This is a genomic window from Pseudacidovorax sp. DMC4, assembly GCF_056314265.1.
The window spans coordinates 195,959-212,529 of the sequence record NZ_JBQUYR010000003.1 but is presented as its reverse complement, the minus strand read 5'-3'; the positions used below and the strand labels follow the sequence as shown (position 1 = coordinate 212,529).

16 protein-coding genes are annotated in these 16,571 nt (G+C 68.6%); 9 read left to right on the top strand and 7 right to left on the bottom strand.

The features are described from left to right. Positions 1 to 20: 20 nt before the first annotated feature. From ctaD to ACT54X_RS07485, 4 genes are all read right to left on the bottom strand, one after another. Complete coding sequence (ctaD, locus tag ACT54X_RS07500) at positions 21 to 1,655, bottom strand: cytochrome c oxidase subunit I (RefSeq protein WP_294369937.1); 1,635 nt, start codon at positions 1,653 to 1,655, stop codon at positions 21 to 23. Positions 1,656 to 1,703: 48 nt separating this feature from the next. Continuing rightward, on the bottom strand, positions 1,704 to 2,873 hold the full coding sequence (coxB, locus tag ACT54X_RS07495; protein WP_294369939.1) for a cytochrome c oxidase subunit II: 1,170 nt from the start codon (positions 2,871 to 2,873) through the stop codon (positions 1,704 to 1,706). 66 nt (positions 2,874 to 2,939) lie between these two features. Further along, a complete protein-coding gene (locus ACT54X_RS07490; protein ID WP_476345801.1) occupies positions 2,940 to 3,416 on the bottom strand; it encodes a DUF2244 domain-containing protein in 477 nt (158 codons plus the stop codon). Between the two features lie 149 nt (positions 3,417 to 3,565). Continuing rightward, positions 3,566 to 4,480, bottom strand: coding sequence for a class I SAM-dependent methyltransferase (locus ACT54X_RS07485; protein ID WP_294369945.1), 915 nt, complete (start codon positions 4,478 to 4,480; stop codon positions 3,566 to 3,568). An 80-nt stretch (positions 4,481 to 4,560) separates the two neighbouring features. On the opposite strand from ACT54X_RS07485, the gene ACT54X_RS07480 reads away from it, so the two are divergent. The 3 genes from ACT54X_RS07480 to ACT54X_RS07470 all read left to right on the top strand — a co-directional run bounded on the left by ACT54X_RS07480 (position 4,561) and on the right by ACT54X_RS07470 (position 6,279). After that, positions 4,561 to 5,304: a ComF family protein gene (locus tag ACT54X_RS07480; protein WP_294369947.1), complete on the top strand. Its 744-nt coding sequence runs from the start codon at positions 4,561 to 4,563 to the stop codon at positions 5,302 to 5,304. 81 nt (positions 5,305 to 5,385) lie between these two features. Further along, positions 5,386 to 5,856 carry a tRNA (cytidine(34)-2'-O)-methyltransferase gene (locus tag ACT54X_RS07475; protein ID WP_294369950.1) on the top strand — a complete coding sequence of 157 codons (471 nt, stop codon included), beginning with the start codon at positions 5,386 to 5,388 and terminating at the stop codon, positions 5,854 to 5,856. A gap of 141 nt (positions 5,857 to 5,997) precedes the next feature. Next, positions 5,998 to 6,279: a DUF4148 domain-containing protein gene (locus ACT54X_RS07470; protein WP_294369952.1), complete on the top strand. Its 282-nt coding sequence runs from the start codon at positions 5,998 to 6,000 to the stop codon at positions 6,277 to 6,279. 22 nt (positions 6,280 to 6,301) lie between these two features. Here the strand turns inward: ACT54X_RS07470 and ACT54X_RS07465 are convergent, their stop codons facing one another. Beyond that, a complete protein-coding gene (locus ACT54X_RS07465) occupies positions 6,302 to 6,763 on the bottom strand; it encodes a MaoC family dehydratase (protein ID WP_017760949.1) in 462 nt (153 codons plus the stop codon). Positions 6,764 to 6,855: 92 nt separating this feature from the next. After that, positions 6,856 to 7,479: a nucleotide-binding protein gene (locus ACT54X_RS07460; RefSeq protein WP_476345799.1), complete on the bottom strand. Its 624-nt coding sequence runs from the start codon at positions 7,477 to 7,479 to the stop codon at positions 6,856 to 6,858. Between the two features lie 86 nt (positions 7,480 to 7,565). On the opposite strand from ACT54X_RS07460, the gene kefF reads away from it, so the two are divergent. Then, positions 7,566 to 8,228, top strand: coding sequence for a glutathione-regulated potassium-efflux system oxidoreductase KefF (gene kefF / locus ACT54X_RS07455; RefSeq protein ID WP_294369957.1), 663 nt, complete (start codon positions 7,566 to 7,568; stop codon positions 8,226 to 8,228). Between the two features lie 2 nt (positions 8,229 to 8,230). Further along, entirely contained in the window at positions 8,231 to 10,096 is a 1,866-nt protein-coding gene (kefC, locus tag ACT54X_RS07450; protein WP_476345797.1) for a glutathione-regulated potassium-efflux system protein KefC, read from the top strand. Positions 10,097 to 10,108: 12 nt separating this feature from the next. On the opposite strand, the gene ACT54X_RS07445 is transcribed toward kefC, so the two are convergent. Beyond that, on the bottom strand, positions 10,109 to 10,972 hold the full coding sequence (locus tag ACT54X_RS07445; protein ID WP_076511995.1) for an amidohydrolase family protein: 864 nt from the start codon (positions 10,970 to 10,972) through the stop codon (positions 10,109 to 10,111). A 103-nt stretch (positions 10,973 to 11,075) separates the two neighbouring features. Between ACT54X_RS07445 and ACT54X_RS07440 the strand changes: the two genes are divergently transcribed. The 4 genes from ACT54X_RS07440 to ACT54X_RS07425 all read left to right on the top strand — a co-directional run bounded on the left by ACT54X_RS07440 (position 11,076) and on the right by ACT54X_RS07425 (position 16,560). After that, on the top strand, positions 11,076 to 11,849 hold the full coding sequence (locus ACT54X_RS07440; protein WP_017760569.1) for a crotonase/enoyl-CoA hydratase family protein: 774 nt from the start codon (positions 11,076 to 11,078) through the stop codon (positions 11,847 to 11,849). A gap of 43 nt (positions 11,850 to 11,892) precedes the next feature. Beyond that, positions 11,893 to 13,773: a feruloyl-CoA synthase gene (locus ACT54X_RS07435; protein WP_476345795.1), complete on the top strand. Its 1,881-nt coding sequence runs from the start codon at positions 11,893 to 11,895 to the stop codon at positions 13,771 to 13,773. Between the two features lie 144 nt (positions 13,774 to 13,917). Beyond that, on the top strand, positions 13,918 to 14,682 hold the full coding sequence (locus tag ACT54X_RS07430; RefSeq protein ID WP_294369962.1) for an SDR family NAD(P)-dependent oxidoreductase: 765 nt from the start codon (positions 13,918 to 13,920) through the stop codon (positions 14,680 to 14,682). A 72-nt stretch (positions 14,683 to 14,754) separates the two neighbouring features. Further along, positions 14,755 to 16,560: a tannase/feruloyl esterase family alpha/beta hydrolase gene (locus ACT54X_RS07425; protein WP_294369965.1), complete on the top strand. Its 1,806-nt coding sequence runs from the start codon at positions 14,755 to 14,757 to the stop codon at positions 16,558 to 16,560. Positions 16,561 to 16,571: the final 11 nt, after the last annotated feature.

The window sequence follows — 16,571 nt, the reverse complement described above, 5'->3', positions numbered from 1 at the left end:
GTGGGGACACGTGTTCAGCCTCAGCCGATCACCTTGGTCGCGGTGGCGTCCAGGCGGGGCGGGTTCTCGAAGGTATGGAATGGCGCTGGCGACGGCACTTCCCACTCCAGGCCTTCGGCGCCTTCCCAGGGCTTCTGGGGCGCAGGCTCGCCCTTGCCTCGCATGGCGGGCAGCACGACGAAGAGGAAGAAGTACACCTGCGCCAGGCCGAAGGCAAAGGCACCGACCGAGGCGATGGCGTTGAAGTCGGCGAACTGCATCGGATAGTCCGCATAGCGACGCGGCATCCCCGCAAGACCCAGGAAGTGCATCGGGAAGAAGGTGACGTTGAACGAGATCAGCGACCACCAGAAGTGCAGCTTGCCCCGCGCCTCGTCGTACATCACGCCGGTCCACTTGGGCAGCCAGTAGTACACGCCAGCGAACATGGCGTAGAGCGAGCCGGCCACCAGCACGTAGTGGAAGTGCGCCACCACGTAATAGGTGTCCTGCAGCTGGATGTCGATGGGCGCCACGGCCAGGATCAGGCCGGTGAAGCCGCCCATGGTGAACACGAAGATGAAGCCCACGGCGAAGAGCATCGGCGTCTCGAAGGTCATCGAGCCCTGCCACATGGTCGCGATCCAGTTGAAGATCTTCACGGCCGTCGGCACCGCGATCAACATGGTCGCGTACATGAAGAACAGCTGGCCCGTCACCGGCATGCCGGTGGTGAACATGTGGTGGGCCCACACGATGAAGGACAGGATGGCGATCGAGCTGGTGGCGTACACCATCGAGGCATAGCCGAAGAGCTTCTTGCGCGCGAAGGCCGGCACGATCTGGCTGATGATGCCGAAGGCCGGCAGGATCATGATGTAGACCTCGGGGTGACCGAAGAACCAGAAGATGTGCTGGTACATCACCGGGTCGCCACCGCCGGCGGGGTTGAAGAAGTGCGTGCCGAAGTGCCGGTCGGTCAGCGTCATGGTGATGGCGCCGGCCAGCACGGGCATGACGGCGATCAGCAGGTAGGCGGTGATCAGCCAGGTCCAGCAGAACATCGGCATCTTCATCAGCGTCATGCCGGGGGCACGCATGTTGAGGATGGTCACGATGATGTTGATCGAGCCCATGATCGACGAGGCACCCAGGATGTGCATCGCGAAGATGCCGGCATCCATGGAGGGGCCCATCTGCAGCGTGAGCGGTGCATAGAGCGTCCAGCCCGCTGCCGGTGCGCCGCCCGGCAGGAAGAAGGAGCCCACGAGCATGAGGGCGGCGGGAATCATCAGCCAGAAGCTGAAGTTGTTCATCCGCGCAAAGGCCATGTCGCTGGCGCCGATCTGCAGCGGGATCATCCAGTTCGCGAAGCCCACGAAGGCCGGCATGATCGCGCCGAACACCATGATGATGCCGTGCATGGTGGTGAACTGATTGAACAGCTCGGGATTCACCAACTGCAGGCCGGGCTGGAACAACTCGGCGCGGATGAGCAGCGCCAGGATGCCGCCGATCATCAGCATGGTGAAGGAGAACAGCAGGTACAGCGTGCCGATGTCCTTGTGGTTGGTGGCGAACATCCAGCGGCGCCAGCCGTGCGGGTGGTCGTGGTGTTCGTCGTGCACATCGCCACCGTGGGCGGTGTGGCCATGCGGGTCGAGGACTGCGCTCATGTCGTTATTCCTTGGCTGACTCTCGGAGGGACTGCAATGGCGCCGGCATCACTTGCCGCGCTGTGCCAGCACCTCGGCCGGCTGCACGAGCTGGCCTGTCTTGTTGGACCAGCTGTTCTTGGTGTAGGAGACGACTGCCGCGATATCGGTATCGGACAGTTGCTTCCACGACGGCATGGCGCCGTTGTTCTGGCCGTTGAGCAGCACATGGATCTGCTTCGTGTGGTCGGCGTCGAGCACCACGGCGGACCCGTCGAGGGGCTTGATGGGGCCGGCGCCCTTGCCGTTGGCCTGGTGGCAGGCCGCGCAGTTGGCGGCGTACACGCGCTCGCCGCGGGCCAGGATGTCGGGCAGCGTCCAGACCTTGTTGGGGTCGTCCTGCTTGGCGGCGGCTTCCTTCTTCTTGGTGTCGACCCACGCGGTGTAATCGGCAGCGGACAGGACCTTGACGTGGATCGGCATGTACGCATGCTCCTTTCCACACAATTCCTGGCATTGACCATAGAAATCGCCAGTTCGCTCGGCGCGGAACCAGGTGTCGCGCACGAAGCCGGGAATCGCGTCCTGCTTGATGCCGAACTGCGGCACGGCGAACGCGTGGATCACGTCGTTGGCCGTGGTGATGATGCGGATCTTCTGCTTCTCGGGCACCACCAGCGGGTTGTCGACCTTGAGCAGGTAGTCGTTGGGCACATCGCCCTTGGCACCAGCGTCGGACAGGGCACGGTGCGAGCTGTCGAGCGTGGAGATGAAGGACAGGCCTTCCCCTTCGCCCTTGAGGTAGTCGTAGCCCCACTTCCACTGGTAGCCGGTCACCTTGATCGTGAGGTCGGCGTTGGTGGTGTCCTTCTGCGCCACCAGGATCTTGGTGGCAGGCAGGGCCATCAGGATCACGATGATGAAGGGGACGATGGTCCAGACCACCTCGACCACCACGGACTCATGGAAGTTGGCGGCCTTGTGGCCCACGGACTTCCGATGCTTCCAGATGGAATAGAACATCACCGAGAAGACACCGACGAAGATCACGAAGCACAGCAGCAACAGCACGTTGTGCAGGAAGTGCTGCTCCTCCGAGATGCGCGTCGCCCCCACCGGAAGGTTGAGCTGGCGCACCATCGGGCCGCCCGGCAGATCCTCGACTGCATGCGCGGCGCCACTGAACGCCACGCCAGCCGCCAGCATCCATCTTGCCGGCACGGTCCAAATGCTCTTCATCGTGTTCACTTTTTTCAGACCTTCAAACAATCCACCGTCTCCACCATCCACCAGCGCCGCGCGAAGCTAGGCTTCGCGCAACGCGCTGCGGATCTCCCGTGCCAGTGCGGCCCGAAGCTCGGGACGCACATAGCGTCCCACGCAGACCGAACGCCCCTGCGCCGACACCTCGATCAGCGAGCGGTCGCTCGCCTGGGGCTCCACGCGCACCTGGTGCCGAAGAAATTCAGCCCGCTTGACGCTGCCGCCATGCTCGTGCTCGATCACGAGCCGACCGTCCTGCAGCGCGATGCGCTCGCCGTCCGTCGCATGCCGGGCATAGAACATGAACGCCAATCCCACCGCCGCCAGTTCCAGCCAGGCGAATGGCAACACGAGCTTGGCGCCCTGCAGCCAGAAGACACCGGCGATCCCGAGAGACACCACGCACAACGACGCATAGGCCCACCCGAGCTGGCTGGGCGTGATCGAGCAATTGCGCCGCAGGAACCAGTGGATGCTCTGGCCCGAAACAGTGGCGAAGCGAAACACGGGATTCGGCACGGGCGGGAGGGGCTCTTTCGAGGGGGTGCCGCTGCAGCCGAGGGCCAGTCCCAGGGCCGCAAGCACTCAAGAATTGTAGCGTGGCACCCTGTTTCGGCAGTCGGGGCAAGCCCTGCCCCGAAGCCCCTTCGCGAGCGTCGCCTGAGCGGTTAGGCGCCGTCGCGGCCGCGTCGCAACATTTGACGCATGTCATTCAGGCCGATGGCGCTTTCCGGGGCGACCGCCACCCGCGAAACCGGCTTGAAGGCATGGCCATAGATGATCTCGAAGGTCAGGGCGATGCGTCCGCCGTGCTCGTCGGACGCCAGGCCGGCCAGCAGGTCGAGCATCTGCGCGCGCCAGCGCCGCCCGCGCAGGGCCGGGAAGCGATCCCGATGCAGGTTGCGGCCCAGCGTGCGCAATTCGGCCAGCGCCGCCTCGGGCGTGCCCCAGGTCAGCACGATGCGCTCCATGTCCATGACCGGCTCGGCAAAGCCGGCATGCACGAGCATGTCGCCCCAGTCGTGCATGTCGGTGAAGGCATGGGCTGGCTCCGGCCAGCCGCGAGCCCGATAGGCGGAACGCAGTTCCATCAGTGTGTCGGGGCCGAGGCCGGAGAACATCAGGAAACCGTCGGTCGCCACGCGGCGGTGCCATTCGGCGATCAGGACCTCGGGGTCCGGCGCCATGTGCAACCCCATGTTGGCCCACAGCAGGTCGACGCCCCCTTCAGGCAAGGCGCCGAAGACTTGCGGCCGGCCGCCCCGCCAGCGCTTCGCGCTCCACCAGGGTGCGGCAAAGGCGGCCGCCGTGAGGGCGTGCAGGGCCGGCTCCGGCTCCTGCACATAGGCAGCCGCCTGGGGATAGCGCTGCGCCACCCGCTCATGCACCTCCAGGCCACCTCGAAGCGGCGACCAGTCGGCCCAGTGCCGCGGCGTGGCCTTGATCCACTGCAGGCGCTCTTCCATCCGCCGGCCCACTTCCTCGTGGAGCCAGGGCGCCGCATCGCCGGGCGCCTGCCGCGCCCAGCGGCGGGCGGCCACCGGGTCGATGGTGGGCGGCCGGGATGCGGAAGAAGAAGACATGTCGATGAAGAGGCGCGCCGCGTGCGAATCGTCACGGCGGCGGGCGGGGTCGGCGAGGGGCGCGCCAGTATATTGAGCCGATGCCGACCTCTGCGCCGACCCGGCTTCGCCTCCCGGCTGCCCGACTGTTCAGCGCCCTGCTCGACCTGCTTCCCAGCCAATGCGCGCTCTGCCGGGCCTGGCCGGACGAGGTGCTCTGCCGCGCCTGTCTGGACCAGTTCGCCGTCCCCGTCCCGCGATGCCGGCACTGCGCACTGGCGGTGCCGCCGGGCCAGCCCGTCTGCGGTGCCTGCCTGCGCGATCCGCCGCCCCTGGACGAATGCGTCGCCGCCTGCGACTACGACTGGCCCTGGAGCGCCTGCGTCTCGCGCTTCAAGTTCGCGGGCGAAGCCGGCTGGGCGGCGCCGCTGGCGGCCGTGCTGCGCCGCCACCCACGGGCGGCGGACCTGATCGACGCCGCCGACCTCGTGCTGCCGATGCCGCTGTCGCAGGAACGGCTGCGCGAGCGCGGCTTCAACCAATCCCTGGAACTGGCACGCCGGCTGGCGCCGGGCCGCTGCAATGCCCACGTGCTGCTGCGGCCGGTCCACACACTGCCGCAGTCGGGCCTGAGCCGGGCCGACCGGCTGCGCAACCTGCGGGGGGCCTTCGCGGTGGAGCCCGCGCGCGCTCACGGCCTGCGGGGCCGCGCCGTGCTGCTGGTCGACGATGTGATGACCACCGGCGCCTCACTGAGTGCCGCCGCCCGGGTGCTTCGGCAGGCCGGCGCGGCGCAGGTGACGGCCCTGGTGCTCGCGCGCACGCCCGCCCCCGGCGACGCGTGACGGATGCACCATCGCCGCGTCGCACGGGGCCATCCAGCGGCGGTTAAGCTCGCCGCCCCTCCCTGCCTGGTCGACCGTCCCATGTTCCGCATCGTTCTCGTCGAGCCCGAGATCCCGCCCAATACCGGCAACGTGATCCGTCTCGCGGCCAACACCGGCTGCGAGCTTCATCTGGTGGAGCCGCTCGGTTTCTCGATGGAAGACCGACTGCTGCGGCGGGCCGGCCTCGACTACCACGAGTTCGCCCGCGTCGAGCGCCATGCCAGTTGGCAGGCGCTGGTCGACCGGCACGCGCCGGCGCCCGAGCGCCTGTTCGCCCTCACGACGCGCGGCACGCGCATGGTGCACGACGTCGCCTTCCAGCCCGGCGACTGGCTGGTGTTCGGGGCCGAGACCCGCGGACTGGCGCCCGAACTGCGGGAGCGCTTCGCCCCGCCGCAGCAGTTGAAGCTGCCGATGCGGCTGGGCCAGCGCAGCCTCAACCTGTCGAACGCGGTGGCCGTGACGGTGTTCGAAGCCTGGCGACAGAACGGGTTCGCCACGGAAGGTTGAGTCGGGGCGGCGCCAGGGAACGTGTATCCGTTGGCTACACGTGAATCCAGGCAGAGGGCGCGGGCGTATCTGGATCAGGCCCCTGTGCAGCCTCACGGCGGCCAAGCGCCATCCCTCCACCTCTTACCAAGGAAGCCTCCCATGATCCGCAAGCTCACCGCCGTTGCCCTCGCCACCCTGTTCACCGCGGGCGCTGCCCATGCCGTGGACGGCGAGATATCGCCCAACCCGCCGGCCCCCTTCCAGTCCACGCTGTCACGGGCACAGGTGCAGGCAGAGGCCGGCAATGCGCCGACGCCCAACAACGGCAGCACCGGCGTGCTCCAGGTGCGCGGCAACACGGATCGGGCCGTGGTCCAGGCCGGTGCGCGGGCCACGGCGCGCGAGGGCTGCGCCAACTGCGCCGAAGTCGGCACGCTGTGAGCCGCCGCGGCGCGCCCTGATTTCAGGGGTAGCGCCGCACCACCGACTCGGCCACGCAGGCGGGCTTCGCGGCGCCTTCGAGTTCGATGGTGCTCTGCCAGACCATCTGGTAGCCGCCGCCTTCGATGGCTTCGCTCGACAGCAGCTTGATATGGGCCCGCAACCGGCTGCCGACCGGCACCGGCGACATGAAGCGCACGCGATTCAGGCCATAGTTGACCCCCATGCGGGCCTCGACCACTTCGACCGCGGTGTCGAAGAAGGTCGGCAACAGCGACAGCGTGAGAAAGCCGTGAGCGATGGGCGCGCCGAACGGGCCGGCCTTGGCGCGCTCCACATCCACGTGGATCCACTGGTGGTCGCCCGTCGCCTCGGCGAACTGGTTGACCTGGGCCTGCGTCACGGTGGTCCAGTCACTGGTGGCGATGTCCTGGCCGACGCAGGCGCTCAGGTCGGCAAGGGTCTGGAAGATGCGCTTGGTCATGCGGCGGATGATGCCCCGGGCCCGCCAGCCCTGCTGTCTGCGCCGGGACAGGAGCGGTCGGTGCTTTCCCGCAAGCGGCTGGCGCCAGGCCGTCAATCGTCGAGCCACTGGATCAGCGGCTGCCACTGCGCCAGGTCGCGCTCGTAGCGCGTGGGCGAAAGGTCGAACAGGGTCAGGCCGTGGGCCGCGAGCTGCACATAGTTCTGCGTCTCGCGCAGTTCCGTGACCAGCGGCATCTTCATCTGCATGGCGAATTCGCGCAGCCGTTCGGCGGCCAGCGTGCGCGCCCCTACCCGCATGCCCACCAGGCCGATGCGCGGCGCCCTCTTGCCCGGCAGGCGCTCCGCCAGCCGGTCGAGGAAATCGCGGGTCGCGAAGATGTCGAACAGGCTGGGCTGCACGGGCACGACCACCTTGTCTGCCAGCGCCAGCACTTCCTTGAAACGCCAGCCATGCAATCCGGCCGGCGTGTCCAGCACGGCGTGGGTTGTCCCCGCGGGTGGACGCACGATGCTGCCCTGCCCCTGCGCCTCCCAGCCGCGGATGCCGACGGCCTGCGCCGGCCGCAGCCAGAGCCAGAGCCGCGAGGACTGCTGCCGATCCACGTCGCCCAGCATGACCGGATGGCCCCGGCTCGCGAAATAGCCCGCGATGTGGGTCGCAAGCGTCGACTTGCCCGACCCACCCTTCGGATTGGCGACGAGAACCACCGGCATGCAGCGCTCCTGGCGTTGAACCAGGCTGCATGGTAGGCCCAGCCGATGCCGGCAGGCCGACACGCGTTTGCGCTATGGTCGCCGCCATGCCGACCATTCCAACCTCAACATCCGGCGCCCCCTCCAGCGAGCCTGACGCGGCCGCGGTCTATGTGCTGGCGGCGCATCCCCACTGGCGGGAATCCCGGGCCAACCGGCGCCTGCGCGACGCCGCCCTGGGTCTTCCACACGTGCAGGTCAACGACCTGTACGCCACCTACCCCGACTACGCCATCGATGTGGCGACCGAGCAGCGGCGACTGGACGCCGCCGAGCTGGTGGTGCTGATGCATCCGATCCAGTGGTACAGCATGCCGCCCCTGCAGAAGCTGTGGCTGGACGAGGTCCTGGGCTACGGCTGGGCGTACGGCCCCGGTGGCCATGCACTGCGCGGCAAGTCGATGTGGCTGGTGGCCAGCACCGGCGGCGCCCAGGACAGCTACCACCCCGCAGGCTACAACCGCTATTTCTTCGACGCCTTCCTGCCGCCCTACGAACAGACGGCGGCCCTGTGCGGCATGCGCTTCCTGCCGCCGCTGCTGCTGCACGATGCCCGGCGCGTGCCCGAGCCCGAACTCGCGGCGCATGTGGAGGTCTTCGCCCAGCGCCTGAGCAGCTATCCGGACTGGCCCGAACTGGCGGAGCTGGAGGACTGCCCCGAATGCCTGGTGCCTGCGGGCGACCGACCCCAGGCCCAGGGGGTGCGCTGAGCATGGAACACGCACCCGCCTGGCTGACCAACAGCCTGATCTACCTCGGCGCCGCCGTGCTGGTCGTGCCGCTTTCGCGCGCGCTCGGCCTGGGCGCCATCATCGGCTACCTGGTGGCCGGCATCGCCATCGGCCCGGCCGGCCTCGGGCTGGTGTCCAGCGTCGAGGAGGTGCTGCACTTCGCCGAGTTCGGCGTGGTGCTGATGCTTTTCCTGGTGGGGCTGGAACTGGAGCCGCGCCGGCTCTGGCTGCTGCGCCGGCCCATCTTCGGCTGGGGCAGCGCCCAGGTGCTGGGCTGCGCCGTGGTGCTCTTCGCGGTGGGTTGCGCGGCCGGCGCGCCCTGGCGGGTGTCACTGGTGGCGGCGCTGGGGCTGGCGCTCTCCTCCACGGCCATCGCGCTGCAGGTCTTCGGCGAGCGCAAGCTGCTCAAGACGGCCAGCGGCCAGGCGGGTTTCTCGATCCTGCTGTTCCAGGACGTCGCCGCCATTCCCATCCTGGCCTTGCTGCCGGTGCTGGCCAGCGGACCGGCCGACGCGCCGCTGGACGCCACGGCCCGCGCGCTCGAAGCCGCCAAGATCATCGGCGTGGTGGGGGGCATCGTGCTGGGCGGCCGGCTGGCGCTGCGGCCGATCCTGCGCTGGATCGCCCGCAGCAACACGCCCGAGATCTTCACCGCGGCCTCGCTGCTGCTGGTGGTGGCCATCGCGGCGCTGATGCAGTTCGTGGGCCTGTCGATGGCGCTGGGCGCCTTCCTGGCCGGCGTGCTGCTGGCCGAGAGCGAATACCGCCGTGAGCTGGAGACCGACATCGAGCCTTTCAAGGGCCTGCTGCTTGGCCTGTTCTTCATCGCCGTGGGCATGAGCATCGACTTCCGCGTGCTGCTGGCCCAGCCGCTGCTGATGGCCGCGCTGGTGGTGGGCTTCATGGCGCTCAAGTTCGGCGTGATCCTGGGGCTGGCGCGCGCCATGGGGCTGCCGGCGCGCGAGCGGCCGGTGTTCACGCTGCTGCTGGCGCAGGGTGGCGAGTTCGCCTTCGTCGTCTTCCAGGCGGCCGTCGGCGCGCAGGTGCTGGCGCCCGAAACCTCGTCGCTGCTGATCGGCGCGGTGGCGCTGTCGATGCTGCTGTCGCCGCTGCTGCTGGTGCTCTTCGACCGCCTCATTCCCGACCCGCAGATCCGGGCGCAGGTGGAGGAGATCTCCGAGCCGCAGGAAGCGCAGGTGCTGATCTGCGGCTTCGGCCGCTACGGCCAGATCGTCGGACGCGTGCTGCTGTCGCAGGGCATGCCGGTGACGGTGCTGGACCATGATCCCGACACGGTGCAAGGCCTGCGGGAGTTCGGTTTCCGCGTGTTCTATGGCGACGCGACGCGACTCGATCTGCTGCGCATCGCAGGCGCCGGCCAGGCCCGTGCCATCGTAGTGGCGGTGGACGAGGTGGCCACCTGCCTGGCCATCGTCGACCTGGTGCGGGAGCACTTTCCGCAGGCCGAGATCATCGCCCGCGCCCGCAACCTGGGGCACTACTACCAGTTGCGCGACCGCGGCATCACCCTGGCCGAACGCGAGCTGTTCGAGTCGTCGCTTCGCAGTGCGCGCTCGGTGCTGGAGACGCTGGGCTGGCCCGCGCACGAGGCCCGTGAGGCGGCGATGCAGTTCCGCCTGCGCAACATGCGCATCGCGGAAGACAGCTATCCGCACTACAAGGACCGCAAAAAACTCATTGCGGTGGCCAAGGAAGGCCGTCAGCAGTTCGAGGAACAGATGGCCCGTGAGCGCGAGGAGCGCCGACGGGCCCGCGACTCGTGGGGCGTGCGGCACGAGGCCCAAGGCGGCGCGACGCAGAAGGCCGGCAGCGCCGACCGGCCGTGACGCGCCTGCCGATCACTTCAGCCCGAGCAGACGCACCGCGTTGTCCTTCAGGATGCCGGGCATCACCTCCGGCTTGAAGCCGGCCTCCTGGAAGTCCTTCATCCACCGGTCGGGCGTGATCAGCGGGTAGTCGCTGCCGAACAGGATGCGGTCCTTCAGCAGCGTGTTGGCGTACTGCACCAGCTGCTTCGGAAAATACTTGGGGCTCCAGCCCGACAGGTCGATCCAGACGTTGGGCTTGTGCGTGGCCACCGACAGCGCCTCGTCCTGCCACGGAAAGCTGGGGTGGGCCATGATGATCTGCATGTCCGGGAAGTCGATGGCGACGTCGTCCAGGTGCATCGGGTTGCTGTACTCCAGCCGCAGTCCGCCGCCGCAGCGCATGCCCGAGCCGATGCCACTGTGACCGGTGTGAAAGATGGCCGGCAGCTTGTGCTCGGCAATCACCTCGTACAGCGGCCAGGCCATGCGGTCGTAGGGGTGGAAGCCCTGGACCGTCGGATGGAACTTGAAGCCCTTGACGCCATGCTCCTCGATCAGCCGGCGCACCTCGCGCGCCCCCATCTTGCCCTTGTGCGGATCGACGCTGCCGAAGGCGATCATGATGTCGCTGTTCTTCTGCGCCGCCTCGGCGATCTCCTCGTTCGGGATGCGGCGGCGGCCCAGGTTGGACTCGCTGTCCACGCCGAACATCACCAAGCCGATCTTGCGCTCGCGGTAGTAGTCGATGCTCTCCTGGATGGTGGGGCGCCGGCTGGAGCGGAAGTACTTGTCCGCCGCGCGGTCGTACTCCTCGCCGTAGTTGTCAAAGGGGTTCCAGCAGCTGATCTCGGCGTGGGTGTGGATGTCGATGGCGGTGAGGTTCGCGATGTCCATGGGACGCGTCTCCGTTCGGGTAAGTACTGAGGAGTTGGCCGTTCCGGGCCGTTGAATTGATTATTTCGGATAACCATAATCGATCCAACTTCCGAACGCAATCATGACTCATCAGGACCTCAGCCTCGACATCCAGGGCGACATCGCCATCGTCCGCCTCACGCGCCCCGCCAAGCGCAACGCGCTCAACGACGGCCTCATCCTGGCGCTGCGCAATACCTTCGAGAGCCTGCCCGACACCGTGCGTGCGGCCGTGATCGACGGGGAAGGTCCGCACTTCTGCGCCGGCCTCGACCTGTCCGAAATCAGCGAGCGCGATGCCGGTGGCGGCCTGCGCCATTCGCGCATGTGGCATGCCGCGCTGGAGCTGGTGCAGCACGGCCCCGTGCCCGTCGTCGCGGCGCTGCACGGCGCCGTGGTGGGTGGCGGCCTGGAACTGGCCAGCGCCTGCCACATCCGCGTGGCCGATGCCAGCACCTTCTACGCGCTGCCCGAAGGCACGCGCGGCATCTTCGTGGGCGGCGGCGGCTCGGTGCGCATCCCGCGCCTGATCGGGGTGGCCCGCATGACCGACATGATGATGACCGGCCGCGTCTACAACGCCGAGGACGGCGAGCGCGCCGGCTTCGCTCAGTACCTGGTGCCCGAAGGTGCCGCGCTGGACAAGGCTGTCGAGCTGGCCCGCCGCATCGCCACCAACGCGCCGCTCACCAACTATGCGCTGATGCACGCCCTGCCCCGCATCGCCGAGCAGAACGCCGACCACGGTTTCTTCACCGAGGCCTTGATGTCCGGCATCGTGCAGGACGCGCCCGAGGCCAAGGCCCGCGTGCGCGCCTTCCTCGAAGGCAAGGCCGCCAAGGTCAGCAAGGGCTGAGGCCCGGGCACCGGAGGACAAGAACATGCTGGAGACACTCGACATGCCCGCAGCCCAAACTGCAGCGCCCGCCGCCCGCTACCGCGCGCTCGAATTCGGCATCACCCGCGCCGTGCTGCGCGAGGCCGAAGGCGGCGTGCAATACCTGCAGGCCGACAAGCCGCTGGGCCACCATGCCCACCGCATGACGGACCGCCTGGTGTACTGGGCCGCCATGGCGCCCGACCGGACCTTCGTGGCCCGCCGCGCGCGCAATGCCGACGGCAGCACCGGCGACTGGATCCGCATCAGCTATCGCGAGGCACTGGCCAAGGTCCGTGCCATCGGCCAGGCGCTGCTGGACCGCGGCCTGAGCGAGGACCGGCCGGTCGCCATCCTCAGCGAGAACAGCATCGAGCACCTGCTGCTGGCGCTGGGCGCACTCTATGTCGGCATTCCGCACTGCCCGGTGTCGCCGCCCTACTCGCTGGTCAGCAAGGACTACGACAAGCTGCGCCATGTGATCGGCACGCTCACGCCCGGACTGGTGTTCGCCAGCGATACGCGCTACGCCGCCGCCATCGCCGCCGTGGTGCCGGCCGACACCGAGGTGGTGCTGGGCGGCGGCGCGCTGGAAGGCCGCACGGTCACGCCGCTGTCGCAGCTGCTGGCCACCGAGCCCACCTCCGCCGTCGAAGCGGCCATGCACGGCACGCACCCGGGCACCATCACCAAGTTCCTGTTCACTTCGGGCTCCACCAAGAACCCCAAGGCGGTCATCAACACGCACCGCATGTGGTGCGCCAACCAGCAGCAGCTGCGCGCCTCCATCCCCGCGCTGGGCGAGGAGCCGCCGGTGCTGGTCGACTGGCTGCCCTGGAACCACACCTTCGGCGGCAACCACAACGTCGGCATCGTGCTGGACAACGGCGGCACGCTGTACATCGACGACGGCAAGCCCACGCCCGCAGGCATCGCCGAAACGCTGCGCAACCTGCGCGAGATCGCGCCCACGGTCTACTTCAACGTGCCCACCGGCTTCGAGTACATCGCCAACGCGATGGAGGAAGACCCGGTGCTGCGCAAGAAGCTGCTGTCGCGCTGCCGCATGTTCTTCTACGCCGGCGCCGCGCTGCCGCAAGCCGTGTGGGACCAGCTTCACCGCCTGCAGGAGGCCGAGATCGGCGAACGGCTGGTGATGGGCACGGGCCTGGGCATGACCGAGTCCGGCCCCTTCGGCCTGTACATCACCCGTCCCGAAGTGCGCACCGGCGACCTGGGCCTGCCCACCGCAGGCATGGAGATCAAGCTGGTGCCCACCGACGGCAAGATCGAGATCCGCTACCGCGGTCCCAACGTCACGCCCGGCTACTGGCGCATGCCCGAGGCCACGCACGAGGCCTTCGACGAGGAAGGCTTCTTCAAGACGGGTGATGCCGTCACCTGGATCGACCCCGAAAACATCCACCTGGGCCTGCGCTTCGACGGCCGCATCGCCGAGGACTTCAAGCTGGCCACCGGCACCTTCGTGAGCGTGGGCCCGCTGCGCGCCAAGGTGATCGCGTTCGGCGCGCCCTATGTGCAGGACGTGGTGCTCACCGGCATCAACCTGAAGGAAGTGGGGGCGCTGATCTTCCCGACCCAGGCGGTGCGCGAGCTGGCTCCCTCGCTGCCGGGCGATGCACCGCTGAAGTCGGTGCTGGAGCATCCGGAGGTTCAGCTGCACTTCCAGAAGGTGATCGACCGCCTGGCCGGCGACGCCACGGGCAGTGCCAACCGCATCGCCCGGGCCGCGCTGGTGGCAGAGCCGCCCTCCATCGACAAGGGCGAGATCACCGACAAGGGCTCAATCAACCAGCGCGCCGTGCTCAAGCACCGCGACGCCGCCGTGCAGGCCCTGCACGCCGACACGCTGCCTTTCACCATCAAGCCCCAGTGGCAGTAGCCATTGGCTCCCTCCCCCACTGGGGGAGGGCTGGGGTGGGGGCCTGCGGCGGTCGAAAAGCTGCAACGCATCCAGCGCCCAGGGCCCCCATCCCCACCTTCCCCAAAAGGGGGAAGGTGCAAGACCCGACAAGGAGATGAAGTCATGAAGATCGAAGGACAAAGCGCACTCGTCACCGGTGGCGCCTCCGGACTGGGCGAAGCCACGGCCCGCGAACTCGCCCGGCTGGGTGCCCGGGTGGCGGTGCTGGACCGCAATCTCGATCAGGCGAAGAAGGTCGCCGCCGACATCGGCGGCACGGCCTTCGCCTGCGACATCACCGACACGGCGAGCGTCGACGCGGCCCTGAGCGCCGCGGCCGAAGCCCACGGCCCGGCCCGCATCCTGATGAACGTGGCCGGCATCGGCAGCGCCAAGCGGATCGTCGGCAAGGACGGCAGTGCCGCCCCGCTGGAGGACTTCGCGCGCGTCATCCAGGTCAACCTGATCGGCACCTACAACGTGAGCCGTCTTTTCGCGGCCCGCTGCGCGAAGCTGGAAGCGCTCGAAGGCGGCGAGCGCGGCGTGATGATGTTCACCGCCTCGGTGGCTGCCTTCGATGGCCAGGTGGGCCAGCAGGCCTACAGCGCCTCCAAGGGCGGTCTGGTCGGCATGACGCTGCCCATGGCGCGCGACCTGGCGCAGCACGGCATCCGCGTTTGCACCGTGGCGCCCGGCATCTTCGCGACGCCCCTCCTGCTGGAACTGCCCGAGCCGGTGCAGCAGTCGCTGGCGGCCGCCATCCCCTTCCCCCCCCGTCTGGGCAAGCCCTCGGAATTCGCCGAGCTGGCCTGCCACATCGTGACCAACGGCCACCTCAATGGCGAGGTGATCCGGCTGGACGGCGCGCTGCGCATGGCGCCGCGCTGACCCCCGGAGCGGCCGAGGGGCCGCTCTTTCCTTGTGCGAGACCTTCACGAAGAACCACCACGGAGACACACCATGAAGAAGGAAGACGGCAAGACTTTCGCGCTGCGGGCCCTGGCGGCCGCCGCACCCCTCGCGCTGCTGGCGGCCTGCGGCGGCTCGGGCAACGACAACAACCAGAACGCCGCGCTGGCGGCGGCGCTGATCGCCGCCAACCGGCCCGCGCCTGCACCCGCCCCTGCGCCGGCGCCCGCACCGGCGCCTGCAGTCGAGACCATCCCGCAGCTGTCGGCCGCGGTGGGCGCATCGCTGCAGTCGTGCACCGATCTAGCCACGCGCATCAGCTTCGCCAACACCACCATCGCGTCTTCGACGCTGGTCGCGGCCGGCACGCTCAAGGTGGCCGGCACCGATGTGCCCGAGCACTGCCTGGTCACCGGCAGCATGTTCCCCCGCACCAGCAGCGTGGACGGCAAGAACTATGCGATCAAGTTCGAGATGCGCCTGCCGCGCGCCTGGAACGGTCGCTTCTTCTACCAGGGCAACGGCGGCCTGGACGGCAGCGTCGTGACCGCCACCGGCACGCTGGGCGGCGGACCGCTGACGGGCGCCCTCTCCACCGGCTTCGCGGTGCTCAGTTCCGACGCCGGCCACGACGGCAGCCTGGGCGCCACCTTCGGCATTGACCCCCAGGCGCGCCTGGACTACGGCTACCAGGCCGTGGCCAAGCTCACGCCCATGGCCAAGAGTGCCATCCAGACCGCCTACGGCAAGGGCCCCGACCGCTCGTACTTCGGCGGCTGCTCCAACGGCGGCCGCCACGCCATGGTCGCGGCCTCGCGCTATGCCGACCAGTACGACGGCATCATTGCCGGCGACCCCGGCACCCGCCTGCCGCTGGCGGCCACCGCCAACATCGCCGGCGCCCAGACCTATGCCACGCTGGCGACCACGCCGGGCGACCTGAGCACGGCCTTCACCCAGGCCGAGCGCACGCTGGTCACCAAGGCCGTGCTCGCCCAGTGCGACGGCCTGGACGGTGCCGCCGACGGCATGGTGCAGGACACCGCAGCCTGCCAGGCCGCCTTCGACATCAACCGCGACGTGCCCACCTGCGCCACCACGCGCAACGGCACCTGCCTCTCCGCCGACCAGAAGGCCAAGATCGACAAGCTGTTCAAGGGCGCCACCACCAACAGCGGCACGCGCATCTACAGCAGCTTCCCCTACGACGCGGGCCTGGACACGGGCGGCTGGTCGTTCTGGAAGTTCACCGTGCCGCTGATCCTCGACTCCGGCTCCGTCGGCCTGGTCTTCCAGTCGCCGCCGGAAGACCCGAGCTTCAACGGCCCGAGCTTCGCGCTCAGCACCAACCTGGACACCATCCTGGCCAAGGTGACCGGCACCTCGGGCATCTACACCGAGAACAGCATCTCCTTCATGACGCCGCCCAACTACGGCAAGCTGCCGGCGCTCAAGAAGCGCGGCGCCAAGCTGATGGTCTACCACGGCACGGCCGACCCGATCTTCAGCAGCGACGACTCGGTCGACTGGTACCAGCAACTGCAAAAGGACAACGGCGGCGACGCCTCCAACTTCGCGCGGCTGTACCTGATCCCCGGCATGAACCATTGCTCAGGCGGCCCCGCCACCGACCAGTTCGACATGCTCAGCGCCATGGTCAAGTGGGTGGAGCAAGGCCAGGCCCCTGACCGCGTGGTGGCCAGCGCCCGCGGCACCGGCAATGCCGGTGGCGCCAACACCGACCTGCCGGCGACCTGGTCCGCCACCCGCACCCGGCCGCTGTGCCCCTATCCGAAGGTCGCCCGCTACAACGGCACGGGCAGCCTGGAGGACGCGGCCAACTTCAGCTGCCGCTGACCCCGTTTTCT